The sequence below is a fragment of the Reyranella massiliensis 521 genome (assembly GCF_000312425.1).
Classification (GTDB): domain Bacteria; phylum Pseudomonadota; class Alphaproteobacteria; order Reyranellales; family Reyranellaceae; genus Reyranella; species Reyranella massiliensis.
The window spans coordinates 770,336-791,011 of record NZ_HE997181.1 but is presented as its reverse complement, the minus strand read 5'-3'; the positions used below and the strand labels follow the sequence as shown (position 1 = coordinate 791,011).

The window sequence follows — 20,676 nt, the reverse complement described above, 5'->3', positions numbered from 1 at the left end:
GCCGCCGTATAGACTGGTTAGCGCGCCGGGATAAGGGCCGGTCGCCGCATCAGGACCAGGAGCGGGATCAGCGCGAGCGTGCAGATCATCATGACGCGGAAGTCGTTGAGGTAGCCGATCAGCGCCGCCTGCCGGGTGATCTCGTTGTCCCAGATCGCAAGCATCGTCGGGTCGACACCGGCCGCGCGGCTGCCCAGCGGCCATCCCGGATGGAAGGGCGTGAACCTCTCCACGATATCGGCGCGGTTCTGTTGGGTGTTGCTGGCCAGCATCGAAACCAGGACGGCAATGCCGATACTGGCGCCGAGATTGCGCAGCAACGCGTTGATGGCTGCTCCCTCGGTGCGCAGCCGCGGCGGCAGGGTCGCGAAAGTCAGCACCGTGAGCGGTGGAAAGACGAGACCTAGCCCGAAGCCCAGCAGCACGCCGTTCCAGATGATCTCTGCTTCGCTGACGTTGAGATTGAACAGCGTCATGTCCCACAGCGACAGCGCGGACAGGGCAAAGCCGAAGGCGATCAGAAACCGAGGATCGATGTAGTTGATCAGGCGCGCCACCAGCATCATCGACACCATCATGCCGGCGCCTCGCGGCGCGAGCACGATGCCGGTGGTGAGGACCGGATAGCCTAGAAGCTGCTGCAGGAAGGGCGGCATCAGGGTCGCCGTCACAATGAGCACCAGCCCCGCCAATGCCGTGAAACAGAGGCCGACGCAGAGATTGCGATCGCGGAAGAGATCGCGCGACAGGAACGGCTGACGATCGGTCAGCATGTGGATCAGGAACATGGCGAAGGCCACGGCCGCAATCAGCGTCTCGCCGATGATCTCCACGGAATCGAACCAGTCGAGCATGTGGCCGCGATCGAGCATGAGCTGGAAAGAGCCGATCGCGACGGCCAGCAGGGTGAACCCGAGCAGGTCGAAGCGGCGCGGCGAGCCATGCACGCTGTCGCGCACCAGCGCCAGAATGCCGATGGTGCAAAGAATGCCGACCGGGAGGTTGACGTAGAACACCCAGCGCCAGCTGAACTCGTCGGTCAGCCAGCCTCCGAGCGACGGACCGGCGATCGGGCCGATCATGGTGCCAACGCCCCACATCGCCATGGCCTTGCCCTGCTCTTCGCGCGGGTAGGTATCCATCATGATCGCCTGCGATACCGGCACGAGCGCCGCGCCGAAGCCGCCCTGCAAGGCACGAAACAGCACGAGCTGATCGAGTGACTGGGCAGCGCCGCACATCATCGACACGATGGTGAAGCCGACAACGCAGAACGAGAGCGTGCGGCGCAGGCCGAAACGCATGGCGCAGAAGCCGGCGAGCGGCGTCATGATCGCCGAGGCAACGATGTAGGACGTCACGACCCAGGAGACCTGCTCCTGCGTCGCCGACAGCGAGCCCTGGATCGACGGCAGCGCCACGTTGGCGATCGTGCCGTCGAGCGCATGCATGATGGTGGCGGCCATCACCGTAAAGGTGATGAGGCGGCGGCGGCGCAAGGTCGCCCGATCGACGGCCGGCGCCATTGGACTAGGAGCTGGTACCCGACGACGCGCTCGCCGACGCGCCCGAGAGGCCGAGCCACTTGGCAGCACTGTTCAGCAGCCCGCCCAGGGTACGGCTGTGTCCGGTGTCGATCTCGACCGTGGTGCTCATGCCAACTCTCAGCGACGGATCGCCTTCGCGGCAGGCGACGCTCACACGCACGGGGATGCGCTGCACGACCTTCACCCAGTTGCCGCTGGCGTTCTGCGGCGGCAGCACGGCGAACTCCGCCCCGGTCGCCTGGGCAATGCTGGCGACCGTGCCGCTGCACTGCGAGTCGGGATAGGTGTCGATGTGGACGACCGCCTTCTGGCCCGGTCGCACGCGCGTGAGTTCGGTCTCCTTGTAGTTGGCCTCGATCCAGAGATCGGCGTCGGCGACCACCACCATGACCGGCACGCCGGCGGTGGCATAGCTGCCCGGCACCGGCCGCTTGGAAACCACGCCGTCGAGCGGTGCCTCGATCATGGTGCGGCGAAGCTGAAGCAACGCTTCCTCTCGGGCAGCCATCATCTGCTTCACGCGCGGATGATCGTCGGCGCGAATCCTGCGATCGCCCGCCAACGCGGCTTCGATACGGGTGAGATCCTCCTGCGCTGCCGAAATGCGCTGGCGCGCGACCTCGAGGCCCATCCGTGCTTCCTCGAGCTTCTGGGTCGAGGCGACCTTCTTCTCGGCAAGCTCGGACTGACGGTCGAACTCGGCCTGCGCAAAAGTCTGCTGGCTCAGCGCCGCCTTGATCTCCTCGCGCTTGGTACGCCACTGCGCCCGCAGGCCCCGGATATCGGCGCGCGTCGTTTCGATCTCGGCTTCGATCTTGGCCAGGGCATGACGATAGGACTGGTCGTCGAGGCGAAAGAGAAGCTGGCCACGCGAGACGCGCTGATTCTCCTGAACCGGCACTTCGACGACAATGCCGCTCAGCTCCGTTGCGATCTGGGCGCGATCACCCTTCACATAGGCATTGTCGGTGGTGACGGTGCGTCCGCCGGACAGCCAGATGAACAAGGTGACAGCCAACACGAGCGCCGGCAGCAACCACATGGCGGCACGCGCAAGAACGCGCCCAGCCAGCCGCGGCCGCCGCGTTACGGCCGCCGCGATAGGCGGGGTCTGGGTGTCCAGATGCTCTCCGTCTCGCACAAGAGATATGGTCTGCCCCGACTCATTCTAGGTCAACTGGCAGTCGCAACATGGCTGCTAGGACGGGTTGTGTGAGCTTGCCTCGCTACGCGGACGCCCGCCTATGTCCGTTGTGCGGGTTGAGCGCCGTCGCGAAACAGCTTGTAGGTGATGGCGTCGTAGAGTGCGTTGTAGGATGCGTCGACGATGTTGGGCGAGACGCCGATGGTGCTCCAGCGACGGCCTTTCGCGTCCGCACTCTCGATCATGACGCGCGTCGTCGCCGCCGTGCCGCCGGCCGAATCGAGGATGCGGACCTTGAAGTCGACCAGCCTCATGTCTTCGAGTTCGGGATAGACCGGGATCAGCGCTTTTCGCAACGCAGCATCAAGAGCGTTCACGGGACCATTGCCCTCGCCCACTTCCATCGCGCGCCGGCCGGCGACGTCGAGCTTCACGGTCGCCTCGGACATGGCAATCAACTGGCCGCGCGCGTTCACGCGCCGCTCGGCCAACACCCGGAAGCTCTGCAGGGCGAAGTAGTCGGGCACGGTGTGGAGCTCGTGCCGTGCCAGAAGCTCGAACGACGCATCGGCGCCGTCGTAGGCATAGCCCTCGGACTCCCGCTCCTTCACGATTTCCAACAGGCGGGCGACGCCGGGATCCTTGGGATCGACCTCCAGCCCGATCTGGCGGAAGCGCGCCATGATGTTGGAACGACCGGCCTGGTCGCTCACCACGATGATGCGCTGATTGCCCACCACTTCGGGATCGACATGCTCGTAGGTCTTGGGGTCCTTCTCGACCGCCGAGACGTGCAGGCCGCCTTTGTGCGCGAAGGCGCGCGTTCCAACATAGGCCGCGCTGCGGTTGGTCGGCATGTTGAGGCGATCGTCGAGCAGGCGCGACAGATGCGTCAGGCGCTGCATCGCGCCGTCCTTCAGGCCGGTGTCATAGCCCATCTTCAGCACGAGATTGGGAATGAGCGCGATCATGTTGGCGTTGCCGCAGCGCTCGCCGAGCCCGTTGATGGTGCCCTGGACCTGTCGTGCGCCGGCGCGCACAGCCGCCAAAGAGCTGGCCACGGCATTTTCGGTGTCGTTGTGGGTATGGATGCCGATCCGGTCGCCCGGAATCTTCTTCACCACCTCGCCCACGATGCGCTCGACCTCGTGCGGGAGGGTGCCGCCGTTGGTGTCGCAGAGCACGAGCCAACGCGAGCCGGCCTTCTCTGCAGCGGCGAGACACGCCATCGCATAGTCGGGATTGGCCTTGTAGCCGTCGAAGAAATGCTCGGCGTCGAACATCACCTCATCCATGCGTGTCTTGGCGTAGGAGAGCGAGTCCGAGATCATCTCGAGGTACTCGTTGCGGTCGACCTCGAGGGCGACGTCGACGTGGAAGTCCCAGGTCTTGCCGACCATGCAGACATTGCGCGCCTTGGTCTGCAGGATGGCGGCCAGTCCGGGATCGTTGGCCGCACTGCGGCCGGCGCGGCGCGTCATGCCGAACGCCGTGAACTTGGCGTTCTTGAACTCCGGCGGGTCGGCGAAGAAGCGATCGTCTGTCGGATTGGCGCCCGGCCAGCCGCCTTCAATGTAGTCAATCCCAAGCAGGTCCAGTTCGCGCGCAATCGCGGCTTTGTCGGCAACGGTGAAGTCGACACCCTGGGTCTGGGCGCCGTCTCGCAGGGTGGTGTCGAAGAGGTAGACTCGGTTGGACTGGCTCATGGCGCGCGCATCATAGTGACGGGAAGTGACGGGAGATACGCCTTATGACCACTCCGACCACGATCGTCGAGCTGCGCACGAGCCTGTTGCAGGTGCCGTGGCGAGGCGCCGCGCCGGCCGCCGGCATCCTTTCCGAGCCTCACCGCGAGATCTTCGTGCTGGAAATCGAGACGCAAGGCGGCCTGGTGGGCATGAGCTATCTAATGCCGTTGCGCGGTGGCCTGCACACGCTCGATGCCTGCATCAAGGAGCTGATTGCACCTCATGTGATCGGTCGCGACGCGACGGAGGTCGAGGGCATCTGGCAGACCTTGTACCGCAGCAACTTCTGGCTGGGCCGCATGGGCGTCACCGTCTTCGCCCAGAGCGCCGTCGACATGGCGCTGTGGGACATCGTGGGCAAGCGGGCTGGTCTGCCACTGTTCCGTCTATGGGGCGCCGCGCGCACCGAAATACCGGCCTATGGCTCCGGCTGCTTCCGTGGCCTCGGCCGCGACGGCATGATCCGCCGGGCCAAGGAGTTCACGGCCCAGGGCCTCAAGGCCATCAAGATGCAGGTGGCCCATATCCGGCCATGGCGGGAGGACGTCGAGAACGTGAAAGCGATGCGCGACGCCATGGGTGGCGGCATCGAGATCATGATCGACGTCAACATGGGCTGGGATGCCGACACCGCTATCCAGGCCGGCCACCGCATCGACGAATTCGATCCCTACTGGCTCGAGGAGCCGGTCGTTGCCGAGGACTTTGCCGGCTACCGCCGCATTGCCGCGGCCCTGAAGACACGTGTGGTGGGGGGCGAGAGCCATTTCACGCGGAACGACCTGCGTCCGTTCTTCGAGACGCCGTGCGTGCCCATTCTGCAGCCCGACCCGATGCGTGGCGGCTATACCGAGCTGCGCAAGATCGCGGCAGCCGGCGAACCCTGGGGCATCCGCCTCGCCCCACATCTCTTCCACGAAACCATGGTCCATCTGCTGGCCTCGATCCCCAATGCCAGCTACCTCGAATACATGGACTGGAACGACGATCTCTGGATCGAGCCCGTATTGCCTTCGAAGAACGGCACCATGAGCCCGCCCGAGCGGCCGGGCCACGGGCTCGCCTTCCGGCCGGAGATCCTGAAGGACCATCGGGTCGGCGGACAGCGCCTCAAAGGCTGACTCTGTCGACCCGAGCTTCGAAAGTGATGCTCCCGCTGTCGCGGCTCGGTGCCACGCCGCGGCGGTAGTCGGCGGAAACGATGGGGTCGGCGAAACCCGCCACGCCGAGCGCCTCCTCGAACTCCGCGATGCCCCACCAGCGCAAGCTGAAGAGTTCCTCTTCGGCGAGGATCAGCCGGCCATGCCGACGATGTTCGTAGGTGAGCAGCGAGACCGTCGTCTGGCCTGCTGCATCGGTTTCGAGGCGGCGCTCCTGCAGGGTGAGCAGATCTTCACCGGCCCGCCAACTCCGTTGCCTGTCCGCCGTACTGCAGAAGGCGGAGACGGGATCGAGATCGACGATCAACCGGCCGCTCGGCGTCAGGGCCTCGCGAAACCGGCGCAGAACGTCGCGCGCGACCGCGGCATCAACGATCAACTGGAACGACCCAGCTGGCAGGATGATGGCGTCGAACGCCGCCTTGGCCTCGAAATCCTCGAATCTCATCAGGTCCAGCACCGGCGCAAAACCCCGCATGGCGCATTCACGGCGACAGTGGTCGAGCATCTCCGGCGAAGCATCGAAGCCGTGCATGTCATGCCCAGCTTCCAGCAGCGGGATCAGGACCCGGCCATTGCCGACTGCTGGTTCGAGGATGGGGCCGCGGCACCCCTTCAGCCCTTCGCGGTAGAATTCGATGTCGCCGATGGAACGGGCAGAATTGCCGAAAGAGCGACCGATCGGCTTGTCGAGGTGATAGACCCAGGCTGCCAGCGAGCCGTAGCGGTTGTTCACGATTGCAACCGGTTGAACGTCGCTGCGGCGAAGCGGTCGGCCGAAGGTGGGTCGAACTCCATGAACAATGCCGGCTCCAGCACCTCAACTTCGATCACGATCAACGTGCCGTCGCGTACGATTCCGTCGACGCGGGCGTAGAGCGGCCGCTCCGGCAAGACGGCAAGGCAGGCTGCTCCCTGCTCTATCACCGCGGCCGCAGGCGTCTCGGCAGTGCGAATCGGCTTGTAGCGCGAGTTGGAGCGGAACTCGCCGGGCGGCGGCCGCTTGCGGATGGCGTGGCTGAAGGCACCGTCGAAATAGATCAACGACAGTTCGCCCTCGGCGATCTCGGGCAGGAACTCCTGCACGACGACGCCGGAGGAACGCGCTTCGTCGGCGAGAGCGGCAACCTGTTCCGCCAGCGTCGCGCGTTGCAGAAGTTCGACCGAATGACCCGAGGCGCCAACGGCCGGCTTCACAACGGCGCGGTCCCAGCCTTCTTCGGCAAAGACCTTCCCGATGACGGCAGCATCGCAGGCAACGACACGAGATCGTGGCACCCGAATACCCGCCGTTTCGAGCTTGCCGACATAGTCCTTGCGCAAATTCCAGCGAATGAGGTCGATGGAATTGAACAATCGCGTCCTGGAGGCCATCGCCTCGGTCCACTCATGAAAGGCCTGGAGTGTGCGGTAATAGCCCCAGGTCGCGCGGATAACGACGGCATCGGCGCCCGAAAAAGCGCTGCGTGGCCCATCCCAGGGGGCTGCTGTCACGCGGCAGCCACGACGTTCCAGCGCTTCGGCGTAGAGCTGGTCGGATCGCATGAGGTCGGCGCTCTCGAGCGCCGCCGCGAGGACGATGCGGGCCGTCATGATCTACTTGCATACATTCCGCAGCGCCTGCCATTCGGCAGTGCTGAAAGCCGGCCGGCCCGTTGCGGGACGCTTGGTCGCCTCGATGCGCTCGGCAGTCGGCGGATGGCTCGACCAGATACCGGCTGCCGCCGCGGCATCCTTCGGTTCCTTCTCCATGAGCTGCTGAAAGAAGGTGGATACGCCATCGGCGCGCAGACCGCGCCGCTCCAGCAAATCGACTCCCGTCGAATCGGCTTCGCGCTCGGCGGCACGGCCGTTGCGCAGCGCCAGCAGCAGACTGCCGCCGCCGCCCACGGTGCTCATCATATCGGAATAGCCACCGCTTACGAGCTTCAACAGCAAATCCATTCCGTAAGCGCGCACCAGCCCCTTGGTCGGATGATAGTGGACGACATGACCGATCTCGTGCGCCACGACACCCGCCACCTGCGAACTGTCCTTCGCCTGGGTAATCAGGTCGGAATAGAAAACCAGAATGCCGCCGGGAAGAGTGAAGGCATTGACCGGCCCGCCTTCGACGATGTGCACCGTGATCGGGTGACGATAGCCCGCCTCCTGTGCAAGGTCGTTGGCCAGTCGATTGATGGCCGCCAGTCCCGCCGTGCCCTCGCACTCCTCCTTGTCGGCCAGAAGATCGTCGAGCACGGTTTCACCCAGTTGCTCCTGCAGGCGATGCGGCAGAAACGGCGCGGCATATTCCGTCCCGTAGTCCAGCGCGGCCCAAAACACGCCGACGAGTGCGACGATGGCCGCAGAGAAGATGGCAATGCGCCGCCCGACCGCCACGGGCTGCGGCACCAGCGGTTGCAGCGCCGGCACGAGCGAGGCGAGATGGCTGCGCACCTGCGGGTCCTCGATGATCAGCCTGGCGTCGCTGCCGCGTCGCACGACCGGCGGCGCCGCCTCGTGCTGAACGTCACCTAGCACGGCGACTTCGCCGATCGGCCAACGGGCAACGACTTCCGCGCCGGCCGGCCTGTAGATCACCAGCTCGTTCGTGGTGACGCGCACCGCGACGGAATGCACTTCGGCGCTTTCGCCGTCGAAGTACCGGATGCTCATCGGAGAAGCGGTCGCCACGCTCAAACCCCGCTCACGTCGAACATGTCGAGCAGCCCTTCGCCGTAGCCCGGGCTGCGATCGGTCGGCTGGCGAATTTCCTGACCGTTCGGCTCGCCGTAAATCCAGAGCTGGGCGGAGATCAACTTCATCGTGCGATGCATCACCCAAGGCCAGCCGATGCCGAGTGTCAGCAAGACGATAAGATAGTTCAGCACCAGGAAACCCCACATCTGGCGCGTCGTGATCGCCGTGGTGAAGAGCACGTTTCCGGCGCGGCTGTGGGTCACGAGGTAGCGCATCAAGTAAGCCTGCCACCAGCAGCGCAGGGGCAGGATCAGCAGTCCGAAAACGATGTAGGCGGCGAAGGCGAGGACCAGGACCAGCAACACCGTGTTCAGGCTGGGCTTGGACAGGAGCTTCAGGAAATCGTCGGACGAAATACCGAGGCTTTCGATCGTGCCGCCGACGGCAGCAAATACGGCGATGCCGGCGACGATCCAGGCAACGATGTTCAGGAAGTAGTAGCCGATGTAACGGCCGTAGATATCACCCGCCCGGCCAGCAAAGAGGAACGGCAGGGTGCCGACACGCGTGTTGGAGATGCGCGGCCGTGCGAGGCTCACCGAAACCAGCGGAGTCAGCAGATAGGCCGTCGTGGCATTGGCAAAATGCAGGCCCGTCGCCAGCGCGCCATAGCTCCAGGCCGAGCCCGCCATGCCGCAGCGAATGCCGCGCCAGCGCGTACGGGAGAGCTTGTAGCGCAGCCCGGCATAGTGCCCGACATAGGCGAGCGGAAACCCAATCAGGGCGACCGACAGCGAGAAGAGATCGAACATGCCGAAGCTCGCGGCCGGCTTCTCGTGAAAGACATAGAGCCAGACCAGCCACATCAGGCCAATCCACACCGCGACCAGCAGCAGGGCGAGCAGGAAGCCGATCAGAAGTTCACGGCCACGGCCCCGATACTCGAAGCGATCCCCCAGGACGGCGAGGTGGCTCCAGACATAGCGACGGATGTTGGTGCGCCCCCAGAAGCGCGACCAGCCAAGCGTCACCAGCATCAGGAAGAGATGCCGGAGGTAGATCGCATAGAGCTCGCCCAGCCGCCCGTCGTAAACGGGTCGCGTAGGCCTCGGCGCGGGCGCCCAGGGCGCTCCGGGTGGAGTACCCGACGGGGTGTTCTGACCTGTCGTCTGAGGGGCTGATTGCGTCCAAGGAGAGGAAGTATTGCTCAACGGGCCCCTATCTCCTTGGCTGCGCTGCAAAATTTTCCATGCTGCGGCGCAGCATCTATTGGTGTAGGCAAGTTTACGTCAACCTCGCCGCGAACCGCCACAATGACAGCACCTGCCCGCGACAAAGCCCAGAAGAGCCCTGTTCAAAAGAGCCAGGCCACTAAGGATCGGCCCTGGCTGATCCGCACCTATGCCGGCCATTCCACGGCTGCCAAGTCCAACGAGCTCTACCGGACCAATCTGGCCCGCGGTCAGACCGGCCTGTCGGTGGCCTTCGATCTGCCGACGCAGACCGGCTACGACAGCGACCATCCGCTCGCCAAGGGTGAGGTCGGCAAGGTCGGCGTACCGATTTCGCACCTCGGCGACATGCGCACCCTGTTCGACGGCATTCCGCTCGACCGCATGAACACGTCGATGACCATCAACGCCCCGGCGGCGTGGCTGCTCTCGCTCTATATCGCGACGGCCGAGGCGCAGGGCGTTTCCCGGGACAAGTTGCAGGGCACGACACAGAACGACATCATCAAGGAGTATCTCTCGCGCGGGACCTACATCTTCCCGCCGGAGCCGTCGCTCCGCCTGACCGCCGACACGATCGGCTTCACCTATCGCGAAGTTCCCAAGTGGAACCCGATGAACGTCTGCAGCTACCACCTGCAGGAAGCCGGCGCGACGCCGGTGCAGGAACTGGCTTTCGCGCTGGCCAACGCCATTGCCGTACTCGACGCGGTAAAGGCGCGCGGCCAGGTGCCGGAAGCCGACTTCCCGCAGGTCGTGGGCCGTATCTCCTTCTTCGTGAATGCCGGCATCCGCTTCATCACCGAGATGTGCAAGATGCGGGCCTTCGCCGAGATGTGGGAGGACATCACTCTCAACCGCTACGGCGTCACCGATGCCAAGCAGCGCCTGTTCCGTTACGGTGTACAGGTGAACTCGCTCGGCCTCACCGAGCAGCAGCCGGAGAACAACGTCTACCGCATCCTGCTCGAGATGCTGGCTGTGGTGATGAGCAAGAATGCCCGCGCCCGCTCGGTGCAGCTTCCGGCCTGGAACGAAGCGCTCGGCTTGCCGCGACCATGGGACCAGCAATGGTCCCTGCGCCTGCAGCAGATCGTCGCCTTCGAAACCGACCTGCTCGAATACGCTGACATCTTCGACGGCAGCAAGGAGATCGCGGCCAAGGTCGAGTCTCTGAAGCAGGAGGCGCTGGCTGAGATGGGCCGCATTGCCGACATCGGCGGCGCGGTGGCTGCCATCGACGCCGCCTACATGAAGCAGCGCCTGGTCGAATCGAACCTCAAGCGCCTCGCCGCCATCGAAGCGGGCGAACAGACCGTGGTCGGCGTCAATGCCTTCACCGAAGGCGAACCCTCGCCGCTTTCCGGTGGCGAAGGCTCGATCCTGACGGTAGACGCCTCCGTCGAGCGCGAACAGATCGAACGGCTGAACGCCTGGCGCACCGCGCGCAATGGCGGCGCTGTGAAGAAGGCACTGGCCGAGTTGGCGGCTGCCGCCAAGGAAGATCGCAACGTCATGCCCGCGTCGATTGCCTGCGCGCAGGCCGGCGTCACCACCGGCGAGTGGACGGAAACGCTGCGCGCAGTGTTTGGTGAATATCGCGCACCGACTGGCGTGGCGCGCGCGGCCGGCGTCAGCGACGGCCGGCTGGAAGCCACACGCCGCGAAGTCGACAGCGTGTCGCGGCGGCTGGGCCGGCGCATCAAGATGCTGGTCGGCAAGCCCGGTCTAGACGGGCACTCCAACGGCGCGGAGCAGATCGCCGTGCGCGCCCGCGACTGCGGTATGGAGGTGGTCTACGAGGGCATCCGTCTGACGCCCGAACGCATCGTCAATGCGGCGATCGAAGAAAGCGTGCACGTGGTCGGCCTCTCGATCCTCTCCGGCGGCCATGTCTCTCTGGTGAGTGACGTGTTGCAAGGCATGCGTGCGGCGGGCATCGCCGACGTGCCTGTCGTCGTCGGCGGCATCATCCCGCCGGCCGACGCCGAGGCGCTGATCGCCGCCGGCGTGGCGCGCGTCTACACGCCCAAGGATTTCGACCTGACGCAGATCATGCGCGATGTTGTTTCGGTCGTGGATCACGCCTGGAAGAACGCCGCGTAGACGCGATAGTCTTCGCCAAGGATCCCGGCGCAGACGGCAAGATCAAGGCGGAGATCGAGGCTTCGCAAGGACCTCTCCGCCGAGGACGGCCCGCAGTATTACGTCATCAAGTCTAGAGATTGCTGTCGGCCGTTGCGCAGGGCTTATAGGAGGACGCGCACCTGATCTTCCCAGGCCAGAAGTCACACCCGCCAGCCTGAACACGCCTCTCATTCGGCTCGCGACCGCGACAGGCTTGCGGTCGCGTGCAGCATCGGCTCGACGACGGCGTGGCTGAACAGCCACGCTTCCGCGTGAAGGCTTGGCCCGTCTCGGCGAATGATCCGCGACAGGGCAATCACATCCGCCTGTTGCGCCGGGCGCAGGACGGTAACGGCGAGGTGCGTCAGCTTCGCGGTCACCCCCGCCGCCGCGCGCAGCGACGTGTCGACGAGAGACAGGAGCGCCGCCGACGTCCAATTGCTGCCGGCCACTGGTGAAAAGCGCAGGCGCACTTCCTGATCCTGACATTCCTCGACAAACAGGCCATGGAGATCGGTCGCCGGCAGGGTCCGCTCGAGGAGTGCTTGCAATTCGTCTTCGGTCATCGGCCGCACTCTATGCTATCTCGGCGTCCGATGTCCTTCCTCGACCATATCAGGCGCTGCAACAATGCAGACCTGAGGCAGTTCGAACCCTGGTTCATCGGCCAGGATCGCACGGGCTTCCTCCATCGCGACTTCGCCGCTGACGTGGTGGGCGGGTCCGGCCTTTTCACGCATCACGAGAAGGGCTGGCAGCTCGATCCCAGTCTCGATACGCCGGCCCGTCGAACGGCGGCGATGCGCACCTTCCTGCTCTCGTTGCGCGAGCGTGGCCACTTCAATGGCCTGTGGCGTGAAGAGGAATACGCTGTAGCACCCCTTACCGGCACGCCGGTGCTGATGGCCATGGAGCGCTCCGCCGTGCCCTGGTTCGGCGTGCGCGCCGGGGGCCCCCACATGACGGGCTATGTCCGCCGCAAGGACGGGCTGCACATCTGGGTGCCACGGCGCGCCTACGACAAGCCGACCTTCCCCGGCGAACTCGACAACACGGTGGCCGGGGGGCAGCCCGCTGGGCTCGGCCTGCACGAGAATCTGATAAAGGAATGCGGCGAGGAAGCGTCGATCCCGCCCGAACTTGCGCAACGCGCCAAGGCCGTCAGCATCGTGGCCTACTGGAACCAGTCGGGCCAGCAGCTCAAGCCCGATGTCATGACCTGCTTCGATCTCGAACTGCCGGAGGAATTCACACCGCGTGCGAACGACGGCGAAGTCCATTCCTTCGAGCTGTGGCCGGTACGGCGTGTCTTCGAAACGGTGCGTGACACCGTGGAGTTCAAGTACAACTGCAATCTCGTCCTGATCGACTTCTTCGTGCGTCACGGCCTGCTCTCGGCCGACGATCCGGATTTCGTTCCTATCGTCCAGGGCTTGCGGATGATGTACACTTCATCGAGCGGGATCGGTTGAGCAACGGCATCCGCAACCTCCAGGAGGCCCATTCGTTGCCCCGCTGCCCCGACAACATGGGAGCGGAGCCATGTCCTTCTTGGCATCTGTTCTGTCTCTGGCCTTTGCCCTCATGGCTATGACCCTGGCCGGTGTCTGCGCGCCGGTCCTGGCGCAGGACCATTCCGGCCACTACGGACAGGGTCACGCAGAAAACCACGACTGGTACGAGAAGCTGAAGCAGCCGGGCTCGAATGCCTCGTGCTGCAATGGCACAATCAACGGTGTCGAAGGCGACTGCCGGCCGACGCGCGCCTATCAGAAGGATGATGGCGTTTGGTATGCGCTGCTCAACGGCCGGTGGGTGCCGGTGCCGCCGCGGGTCGTCCTGCAGCAACTATCGCCGGACGGCAACAGTCACATCTGTGCCGGCAAGAGCGGCGTGATCTTCTGCTTCCTGGGCGGGTCGCCCAAGTCGTAGATGAACCCACGGACGGCTTCATCTCAGCCCGGCGGCGTGATCTTGGCTTCCTTGATCACCTGACGCCATTTCTCAGTTTCCATGGCGATGCGCTTGCCGTAGTCGGCGGAGCTGCCCCCCACCGTGACGAAACCGAGATCCACCAGCCTCTTATTGACTCCAGGATCGGCGATCGCGTCGCCAAAGGCCGAGTTGAGACGCACTACCACAGGCTCGGGGGTGCCGCCCGGCGCCATGACGCCGAAGAACACCGCTGCCTGCATGCTTGCGGGCAGTCCAGCCTCGATCACTGTCGGGACGTCGGGCAGCATCGGCGTGCGCTTTGCAGCCGCCACCACGAGACCGCGCAGTCGGCCATCCTTTACCGCGGCCCCGGTCGGCAGCAGCGTGTCCGAGAAGAGCATGACGTGACCGCCCAGCACATCCTTCAGAGCATCGGCGCTGCCCTTGTACCCGATATGCTCGAGCCTGAGTCCGGCCTGCGACCGAAGCTGTTCGCCCCATAGATGCGGGATGCTGGCATTGCCCGGCGAGGCGTAGCTGACGGGCTGCGGCTGCTTCTTCGCGTAGTCGATCAGTTCGGCAACCGTCTTGAAGGGCGCTTCCTTGTTGCAGGCGAGAAGCAGCGGCATGTCGACGTAGCCGATCACCGGCGTGAGATCCTTGGTCGGATCATAGGGCAGTTTCAGACCGAACGAGCTGTTGGTGGCGATGGTGCCCGGCGAAAGCAGGATCGTGTAGCCGTCGGGCTTGGCCTTGGCGACGATGTCGGTCCCGATGATGGTGCCGCCGCCTGGCTTGTTGTCGACCATCACCTGCTGGCCGAGCTTGTTGGAAAGATACTCGGCGGCAATACGCGCCGACGTGTCGGTCGCGCCGCCGGGCGCATAGGGAACGACGAAGCGAATCGGCTTGTCGGGGAAAGCCTGCGCGCGCGACGCCCGTGACGTGGGGATCAGGGCCGCCGATGCAATCGTCCCGGCCAAGATATGGCGACGTTTCACTTTTTCCTCCCGGTCTCGTTCTTGTCGTTTTGCCCAACGTCGCATGGCATGCGAAGCTTACGCAACGGCAATAGGGAGCAAGACGTGAGGCGCGACGGGCAAGGGTTGGAGTTGAGCAATGCCGACGAGAGTGCGGTCGCGGCGCTCGATTTCGTCAGGCAAGAGTGGTTGGCCTTCGGCAACCGCTTCGCGACGTTCATTGCCGCCGCGGACAAGGAAGAAAAATGCCTGATGCTGCCGCTGGTCGCGGCCGGCCTGATGCTGACGATGTATTCGGACGAAAGCCATGCCGCCGCCCAGCGCTACCTCGCCCGCGCCAAGGCAATGGCCGCAGGCGCCAACGGGCGCGAACAGGCCTGGGTTGCCGCCATCGAGAGCTGGATCGACGGCGATCTCGATCACAGTGCGGATACGTTCGAGAAGATCGTAACCGAGTGGCCGCGCGATCTGCTGGCCGCCAAGCTCGCGCAGATTCATGCTTTCAATCGCGGCGACTCCGAGAGCCTGCTCCGCATCGGCGAACAGCTCACGTCCGCCAACGACAATCGCTTCGTCCTGGCAATGCATGCTTTCGGGCTGGAAGAGTGCAATCGCCTCGACGAGGCAGAGGCCCTCGCCCGCAGGGCCGTCGCCCTCGATCGCCACGACCCGTGGGCCCACCACGCCATTGCCCATTGCCTGGAAGCGCGCGGCAAGATGCTGGAGGGTGTGGCCTTCCTGCAGTCGGTGTCTGACACTTGGGCGGGCTGCAACTCCTTCATGGCCACCCATAATTGGTGGCATCTCGCCCTCTTCCTGATCGACCTCGATCGCACCGACGAAGCGCTGGCGCTCTACGATCAGCGCGTGTGGGGCGTGTGGAAGGAATTCTGCGAGGACCAGATCAACGCCATCTCTCTGCTGGCCCGCCTCGAATTGCGCGGCATCGATGTCGGCAGCCGCTGGGCCGACCTCGCGACCTACCTCAAGCCGCGCCTGCACGAGCACTACTCGGCTTTCCACGACGTTCAGTATCTCTACGGCCTCGCTCGCGCCGGCGAGCAGAGCGCCGTCACCGAGATGCTGGCGAGCCTCGAGGATCGGGCTGAGCGCGCCAAGCCTTTCGAGCGGGAGACCTGGGCGGACTGTGCCGTGCCGCTGGCGCACGGCCTTGCCGCACATGCCAAGGGCGAACATGCAAACGCTGCCCGCCTTCTCGGCCGGGCCATGCCGCATCTGCGCACTCTGGGCGGTTCCATCGCCCAACGCGCCCTGTTCGGCGCCATCCATCTCGACGCGCTGACCCGGTCGGGCTGGAACGACGCTGCGCTCGCCATCCTGCAGGCCGACGAACGCGAAAGGCCGTCGGTCGCCGCGACCAAGCGGGCGCTGGCCGATCTCTACAAGAAGGTCGGCCGCACCGAGCAGGCGCTGGCCGCCGAGTACCAAGCCGAGCAACTCGCGCGCCGCTACAGGGCCGCAGCTCAACGAGGAATGACGGGGGAAACGGCATGACCACGGATCTCACTCAAACGAGCGCGGCAAAGCTCGCAAAGCTCTACCGCAAGGGCAAAGCCTCGCCGGTCGAGACGATGAAGGCCGTCCTGGCGCGCGCTGATCGACTCGCCCCGACGATCAACGCCCTCTGCCGGATCGACGCCGACCGCTCGCTGGTCGCCGCACGCCAATCCGAGAAGCGCTGGCAGAAGGGCAAGCCGCTGTCGCCGCTCGACGGCGTGCCGGTCTCGATCAAGGAGCTGGTGCGGGTGAAGGGCTGGCCCGCCTCGATGGGCAGCAAGCTCACCGACAAGACGCCTGCCGACGCCGACGCGCCCGCCGTCGCGCGCCTGCGCGAAGCCGGTGCCATCGTATTCGCGCAGAGCACCAGCTCCGAGTACGGCCACAAGGGTGTCACCGACAGCCCGCTGCACGGCATCACGCGCAACCCGTGGAACCCCGAGCGCACGCCGGGCGGTTCCTCCGGCGGTGCAGGCGCTGCCGTCGCCGCCGGGCTGGGGCCGATCGCCATCGGCACCGATGGCGGCGGTTCGGTGCGCATTCCCGCGAGCTTCACTGGTCTGGTCGGGCTCAAGGCCACCTTCGGACGTGTGCCGGCGTGGCCGCCCTCGATGACCGGCGATCTTTCCAACACCGGCCCCATGTGCCGCACGGCCCTCGACTGCGCGCTGATGATGAACGTCATCAGCCGGCCCGACGCACGCGATCCTCATACCCTGCCCGAAGATGATACCGACTACGCAGACAAGCTCGGCAAGAAGCTGAAGAACCTCAAGATCGGCTTCGTCTTGCGCTTCGGCGATCATCCGGTCGACATCGAAGTTGCCGCCATGGTGACCCGGGCCGCGCGCCAGTTCGAGAAGCTCGGCTGCACCGTCGAGCAGGTCGAAGCGCCCTTCCCCTTTGCCGATGCCAGCCGCAGCTTCGTGGTCCACTGGCTCTCCGCCCTGCAACGACTGCTGCAGCTTTTCCCGGAGGAGCGGCACCATGAGTTCGATCCCAACCTGCTGGCAGGCGCCAAGGCCGGCCTGCGTTACACGCTGCAGGATGTCGTGAACGCTCAGGTGACGCGCCGGGAGCTCGCCATCGCCTGGAACCTCTTCTTCGCCAAGTACGATCTGCTGCTGTCGCCGACTGTCGCCGTGCAGCCCTTCGAAGTCGGCAAGAACCTGCCCGACGGCCCGGACGGCAAGGCCAACGTGATGTGGTCGCCCTACACGCCGCAATTCAACCTGACGCGCCATCCCGCGGCTTCTGTCCCCTGCGGTCTGTCGCGCCAGGGATTGCCGATCGGCCTGCAGATTGCTTCGGGCCATTACAAGGACGCGCTCGTCCTGCGCGCGGCCGCAGCCTATGCCGCGGCGCATCCCCTCAAGTTCACTGTCCTTCCGGAGACCAAGTAATGACTGCCGACCTTGCGATGATGCCGGCCCACGAGCTGGTGAAACTCTACAAGGCCCGCAAGGCCTCGCCGGTCGAGGCGACCAAGTCGGCACTGGCGCGCGTCGACGCGTTCAATCCGCAGCTCAACGCCTTCCAGCATCTCGACCCCGACTCGGCATTGCGTCAGGCGCGCGCCTCCGAAAAGCGCTGGAAGAAGGGCGGCAAGCGGCTTTCCGACATCGACGGCGTGCCGATCACCATCAAGGACATGGTGCTGACCAAGGGCATGCCGACGCGCATGGGCAGCCTCGCCACCGATCCGGAAGGCCCCTGGACGGCCGATGCTCCTGTAGCGCAGCGGCTGCGCGAGGCCGGCACCGTGCTGCTCGGCAAGACCACCTCGCCGGAATACGGCTGGAAGGGGGTCACCGATTCCGGCCTCTACGGCGCCACGCACAATCCCTGGAAGATCGGCCGCACGCCGGGCGGTTCGTCGGGCGGCGGCACGGCGGCCGAAGCCGTCGGCATGGGCAATCTTGCGGTCGGCACCGACGGCGCGGGCTCCGTCCGCATCCCCTGCTCCTTCTCCGGCATCTTCGGGCTGAAGCCCACGCAGGCGCGCGTGCCGCTCTGGCCGCCGTCGGCACAAGGCACGCTCTCGCATATCGGGCCGATGACGCGCACGGTGCGCGACGCGGCCATGATGATGAACGTGATGGCGCGGCCCGATCCGCGCGATCCCTACGGCCGGCCCGACGATGCCGAGGATTACCTCAAGGGCTTCGACAAGGGCGTGAAGGGCCTCAGGATCGCCTATTCGCCCAATCTCGGTTTCGTCGAACGCGAGAAGATCGACCGCGATGTCGCCCTGGCCGTCGAGAATGCCGTGAAGGTGTTCAAGACGTTGGGCGCCAAGATCGTCGAGGACTCGCCCGACCTGATGGGCCTCGACCCGCGGCGCATCCTGAATGCGCATTGGCAGTCGAATGTCGCGATCCTCGCCCGAAGCTTCAGCGATGAGAAGCGCGCGCTGATGGATCCGGGCCTGCTGAAGGCCGCCGAAGTCGGCGCCAACCTTGGGCAGGAGGCGGTCGTCACTGCCATCCACCAGCGCCAGACCGTGGCCGCGATCATGAATCAGTTCATGGCCAAGTACGATCTGCTGCTGACGCCGACCATGCCGATGACGGCCTTCGCGGTGAACGAAAACGCCGCCTGGGGCGGCGACGGCGTCGACATCGGCTGGACGCCCTTCACCCTCACCTTCAACCTGACCCGCCAGCCGGCCGCCACCATCCCCTGCGGGCTCGACCGCGAGGGCATGCCTATCGGCCTGCAGATCGTGGGCGGCCATGCCCGCGATGCGCTGGTCCTGCGGGCGGCGGCGGCCTACGAGCGCGTGCGGCCGATCCCGGCGCCGCCGATGGCACATCAGATCTGACCCGCATCGGGTGACGCGCTATAGTCGGGGCATGGCAGACGATGCTCCGACGGAACTGGGGGCACCGGCGCGAAGGCCATGACCAGCCGCCGGCGTACCTTGATCTATGCAGGCGTGGTTGCAGCCCAAGTCGGCGCCCTCGCCTACGCGGCGCGCTGGGCCGAAGATAGGGCAGCGCTCGGCCATACAGACCCGCTTGGCTGGCGGCCTTTCCCCTGGCCTTTCCCGCCTGAGCCGTGGCCGGCGGGCCGCGCCTGGACCGGCGACGACCACGACGTCTATGTGCAGTTGAAGCCCGGCCTCTGTGGCGATTGCCAGACCGAAGTGCTGTCCGACGAAGCACTGGATCTCGCCGTCGACATCCGGCGGCTCGATCCGCGCTTCGAGCCCGTAGGGCCCGGCAGCCGCATTCGCATCACCGACCTATTCGGCCGCGCACGAACTTACCGCCACAAACGACGCAACGGCTCCTTCCGCTATGCAGAGGGCGTCGCCTTCACCTACAAGTGCGATCTCATCGTCGCGATCGTCGACGGCAATGTTTCCGATCCCCAGAAGCGCAAGGCCGGACGCGACTTCCTCGAATCGAACACGCCGCAAGTGTGGCTGCTCAAGCAGCTCGAGGGACGGTGACGGCGAAGAGGGCGAAAAGGCCAAGCGCCATCGCTGCCGCCGTAAGCATCAACGGTCCGCTCATTGAGACTTCGTACAGTGCCGCGCCGGCCAGGGGGCCGATGATCCAGGCGGCAGACACGGCCGCCTGAAGCTGCCCTGCGACCCGTCCCTGCCGGTTGCCATTGCTCGCCAACGAGGCCCCCGCGGTCAATCCCGATTGGCTGGCCGCAAAGCCGATGCCCATCACCCCGAAGGAGAGCATCAACCAGCTGAAATCGGGCACCAACAGACAGGCGACACTGGCCCCGCCACAAACCACAAAGCCGGCCGACAGCAGCATGCTCGGCGACCACTTGAGCAGGCGCACGGCAAAGACCTGGAAGGCGAACGACGAGGTGGCGAAGGCCAGGCTGACCAGGGTCGCCCGTTGCACCGCCTCGATCGTGTCGACCTTGAGGGTGTCCTGAATATAGAAGGCGTTCGTCGCCTGCAGCCCGGCAAAGGCGAAATGAAAGACGAAGGCGAGCGCCAGATAGGGCGTGATCCTGCCGGTGCTCGCCGTTGGCGAAGATGTGCTCATCGCGGCCGTGGGCGGCACCTCACGCAGGAGGGCGACGACAATGATGGCGGTCAGCACCGTCAAGAAACAGGCTACCAAAGGCGCCACGGCAAAACCGTACCCGACCAGAAGCGCCACCAGCACGGGACCGACCATCGTTCCCAAGCCGAAGGCCGCGCCGACCATGGCCACACCAGCCGCCCGGTCGCAATGGTTCGTGATATCCGCCATGTACGCAGTGGCCGCAGGCTGCACACCGCCGCAAAGGAGACCATAGATCGTCCGCGCGCCGAGAAGAGCCAGGAAAGCGACGAGAACGTCGGTGTCGCCCCTCTTCAAGGTGAACAGGGTGCCGAACAACAGCAGGGACACGGCTGCGCCGGCCAATCCCCACAGGATTACCGGACGCCTCCCTCGCTCGTCGGCGGACCGGCCCCAGTACAACGAAGTAAGTACGAACAGCAAAGCCGACGAGGCGATGATAACGCCGACCTGGAATTCGCTGAGCCCGATGCTGCGGCCGAACAATCCCACGGTCGCGTGGATCGTCACATTGCCCAGCGTCATGACGAAAACGGCCAGAAGAACGACGATGGACGCCATCG

At 65.3% G+C, this 20,676-nt stretch carries 18 protein-coding genes; 8 read left to right on the top strand and 10 right to left on the bottom strand.

Going from position 1 to position 20,676, the window contains the following annotated elements:
- Positions 1-17: 17 nt before the first annotated feature.
- From BN60_RS03820 to cimA, 3 genes are all read right to left on the bottom strand, one after another.
- Positions 18-1,526 (bottom strand): DHA2 family efflux MFS transporter permease subunit, encoded by a 1,509-nt coding sequence (locus BN60_RS03820; RefSeq protein WP_020694668.1) that lies wholly within the window; start codon positions 1,524-1,526, stop codon positions 18-20.
- Positions 1,527-1,530: 4 nt separating this feature from the next.
- A complete protein-coding gene (locus BN60_RS03815) occupies positions 1,531-2,589 on the bottom strand; it encodes an HlyD family secretion protein (protein WP_020694667.1) in 1,059 nt (352 codons plus the stop codon).
- Between the two features lie 200 nt (positions 2,590-2,789).
- A complete protein-coding gene (gene cimA / locus BN60_RS03810) occupies positions 2,790-4,397 on the bottom strand; it encodes a citramalate synthase (RefSeq protein WP_020694666.1) in 1,608 nt (535 codons plus the stop codon).
- Between the two features lie 44 nt (positions 4,398-4,441).
- Here cimA and BN60_RS03805 point away from each other — a divergent pair, with 44 nt between their 5' ends.
- On the top strand, positions 4,442-5,560 hold the full coding sequence (locus tag BN60_RS03805) for a mandelate racemase/muconate lactonizing enzyme family protein (RefSeq protein WP_020694665.1): 1,119 nt from the start codon (positions 4,442-4,444) through the stop codon (positions 5,558-5,560).
- On the opposite strand, the gene BN60_RS03800 is transcribed toward BN60_RS03805, so the two are convergent.
- Genes BN60_RS03800 through BN60_RS28555 form a run of 4 tightly spaced genes read right to left on the bottom strand, consistent with a single transcriptional unit; the run spans position 5,550 to position 9,492 of the window.
- Positions 5,550-6,335 (bottom strand): class I SAM-dependent methyltransferase, encoded by a 786-nt coding sequence (locus BN60_RS03800; RefSeq protein ID WP_020694664.1) that lies wholly within the window; start codon positions 6,333-6,335, stop codon positions 5,550-5,552. The two genes, BN60_RS03805 and BN60_RS03800, sit on opposite strands and share 11 nt — an antisense overlap.
- Positions 6,332-7,192 (bottom strand): ATP-grasp domain-containing protein, encoded by an 861-nt coding sequence (locus BN60_RS03795; RefSeq protein ID WP_020694663.1) that lies wholly within the window; start codon positions 7,190-7,192, stop codon positions 6,332-6,334. The genes BN60_RS03800 and BN60_RS03795 overlap by 4 nt, the downstream gene beginning before the upstream one ends.
- Positions 7,193-7,195: 3 nt before the next feature.
- Positions 7,196-8,257 carry a M48 family metallopeptidase gene (locus tag BN60_RS03790; RefSeq protein ID WP_020694662.1) on the bottom strand — a complete coding sequence of 354 codons (1,062 nt, stop codon included), beginning with the start codon at positions 8,255-8,257 and terminating at the stop codon, positions 7,196-7,198.
- 20 nt (positions 8,258-8,277) lie between these two features.
- The gene (locus BN60_RS28555) at positions 8,278-9,492 is read right to left on the bottom strand and encodes a YjgN family protein (protein ID WP_177324758.1); all 1,215 of its coding nucleotides are present in this window, start codon (positions 9,490-9,492) and stop codon (positions 8,278-8,280) included.
- A 102-nt stretch (positions 9,493-9,594) separates the two neighbouring features.
- Here BN60_RS28555 and BN60_RS03780 point away from each other — a divergent pair, with 102 nt between their 5' ends.
- Positions 9,595-11,619: a protein meaA gene (locus BN60_RS03780; RefSeq protein WP_020694660.1), complete on the top strand. Its 2,025-nt coding sequence runs from the start codon at positions 9,595-9,597 to the stop codon at positions 11,617-11,619.
- A 209-nt stretch (positions 11,620-11,828) separates the two neighbouring features.
- Here the strand turns inward: BN60_RS03780 and BN60_RS03775 are convergent, their stop codons facing one another.
- Positions 11,829-12,206 carry a hypothetical protein gene (locus BN60_RS03775; protein ID WP_020694659.1) on the bottom strand — a complete coding sequence of 126 codons (378 nt, stop codon included), beginning with the start codon at positions 12,204-12,206 and terminating at the stop codon, positions 11,829-11,831.
- Between the two features lie 30 nt (positions 12,207-12,236).
- Here BN60_RS03775 and BN60_RS03770 point away from each other — a divergent pair, with 30 nt between their 5' ends.
- Both BN60_RS03770 and BN60_RS03765 read left to right on the top strand, forming a co-directional pair.
- Entirely contained in the window at positions 12,237-13,112 is an 876-nt protein-coding gene (locus BN60_RS03770) for a DUF4743 domain-containing protein (RefSeq protein ID WP_020694658.1), read from the top strand.
- Positions 13,113-13,182: 70 nt separating this feature from the next.
- Positions 13,183-13,572 carry a hypothetical protein gene (locus BN60_RS03765; RefSeq protein ID WP_020694657.1) on the top strand — a complete coding sequence of 130 codons (390 nt, stop codon included), beginning with the start codon at positions 13,183-13,185 and terminating at the stop codon, positions 13,570-13,572.
- A 23-nt stretch (positions 13,573-13,595) separates the two neighbouring features.
- On the opposite strand, the gene BN60_RS03760 is transcribed toward BN60_RS03765, so the two are convergent.
- Complete coding sequence (locus tag BN60_RS03760) at positions 13,596-14,576, bottom strand: Bug family tripartite tricarboxylate transporter substrate binding protein (RefSeq protein ID WP_020694656.1); 981 nt, start codon at positions 14,574-14,576, stop codon at positions 13,596-13,598.
- An 84-nt stretch (positions 14,577-14,660) separates the two neighbouring features.
- Between BN60_RS03760 and BN60_RS03755 the strand changes: the two genes are divergently transcribed.
- The 4 genes from BN60_RS03755 (at position 14,661) to BN60_RS03740 (ending at position 19,530) form a co-directional block, all read left to right on the top strand.
- A complete protein-coding gene (locus BN60_RS03755; RefSeq protein ID WP_148283321.1) occupies positions 14,661-16,070 on the top strand; it encodes a tetratricopeptide repeat protein in 1,410 nt (469 codons plus the stop codon).
- Positions 16,067-17,476 (top strand): amidase, encoded by a 1,410-nt coding sequence (locus BN60_RS03750; protein ID WP_020694654.1) that lies wholly within the window; start codon positions 16,067-16,069, stop codon positions 17,474-17,476. Before BN60_RS03755 ends, BN60_RS03750 begins: the two co-directional genes overlap by 4 nt.
- The gene (locus BN60_RS03745) at positions 17,476-18,897 is read left to right on the top strand and encodes an amidase (protein WP_020694653.1); all 1,422 of its coding nucleotides are present in this window, start codon (positions 17,476-17,478) and stop codon (positions 18,895-18,897) included. Before BN60_RS03750 ends, BN60_RS03745 begins: the two co-directional genes overlap by 1 nt.
- 78 nt (positions 18,898-18,975) lie before the next feature.
- The gene (locus tag BN60_RS03740) at positions 18,976-19,530 is read left to right on the top strand and encodes a hypothetical protein (RefSeq protein WP_020694652.1); all 555 of its coding nucleotides are present in this window, start codon (positions 18,976-18,978) and stop codon (positions 19,528-19,530) included.
- Here BN60_RS03740 and BN60_RS03735 read toward each other — a convergent pair.
- Complete coding sequence (locus BN60_RS03735; protein ID WP_020694651.1) at positions 19,508-20,674, bottom strand: MFS transporter; 1,167 nt, start codon at positions 20,672-20,674, stop codon at positions 19,508-19,510. The two genes, BN60_RS03740 and BN60_RS03735, sit on opposite strands and share 23 nt — an antisense overlap.
- Positions 20,675-20,676 lie beyond the last annotated feature (2 nt).

Excerpts from the sequence above, each read along its gene's own strand:
- BN60_RS03745 (WP_020694653.1), top strand. The coding sequence starts at position 17,476 with ATGACTGCCGACCTTGCGATGATGCCGGCCCACGAGCTGGTGAAACTC.
- BN60_RS03795 (WP_020694663.1), bottom strand. The coding sequence starts at position 7,192 with ATGACGGCCCGCATCGTCCTCGCGGCGGCGCTCGAGAGCGCCGACCTC.
- BN60_RS03805 (WP_020694665.1), top strand. The coding sequence starts at position 4,442 with ATGACCACTCCGACCACGATCGTCGAGCTGCGCACGAGCCTGTTGCAG.
- BN60_RS03740 (WP_020694652.1), top strand. The coding sequence starts at position 18,976 with ATGACCAGCCGCCGGCGTACCTTGATCTATGCAGGCGTGGTTGCAGCC.
- BN60_RS03815 (WP_020694667.1), bottom strand. The coding sequence starts at position 2,589 with ATGTGGTTGCTGCCGGCGCTCGTGTTGGCTGTCACCTTGTTCATCTGG.
- BN60_RS03820 (WP_020694668.1), bottom strand. The coding sequence starts at position 1,526 with ATGGCGCCGGCCGTCGATCGGGCGACCTTGCGCCGCCGCCGCCTCATC.
- BN60_RS03770 (WP_020694658.1), top strand. The coding sequence starts at position 12,237 with ATGTCCTTCCTCGACCATATCAGGCGCTGCAACAATGCAGACCTGAGG.
- BN60_RS03790 (WP_020694662.1), bottom strand. The coding sequence starts at position 8,257 with ATGAGCATCCGGTACTTCGACGGCGAAAGCGCCGAAGTGCATTCCGTC.
- BN60_RS03780 (WP_020694660.1), top strand. The coding sequence starts at position 9,595 with ATGACAGCACCTGCCCGCGACAAAGCCCAGAAGAGCCCTGTTCAAAAG.
- BN60_RS03750 (WP_020694654.1), top strand. The coding sequence starts at position 16,067 with ATGACCACGGATCTCACTCAAACGAGCGCGGCAAAGCTCGCAAAGCTC.
- cimA (WP_020694666.1), bottom strand. The coding sequence starts at position 4,397 with ATGAGCCAGTCCAACCGAGTCTACCTCTTCGACACCACCCTGCGAGAC.
- BN60_RS03775 (WP_020694659.1), bottom strand. The coding sequence starts at position 12,206 with ATGACCGAAGACGAATTGCAAGCACTCCTCGAGCGGACCCTGCCGGCG.
- BN60_RS03735 (WP_020694651.1), bottom strand. The coding sequence starts at position 20,674 with ATGGCGTCCATCGTCGTTCTTCTGGCCGTTTTCGTCATGACGCTGGGC.
- BN60_RS03765 (WP_020694657.1), top strand. The coding sequence starts at position 13,183 with ATGTCCTTCTTGGCATCTGTTCTGTCTCTGGCCTTTGCCCTCATGGCT.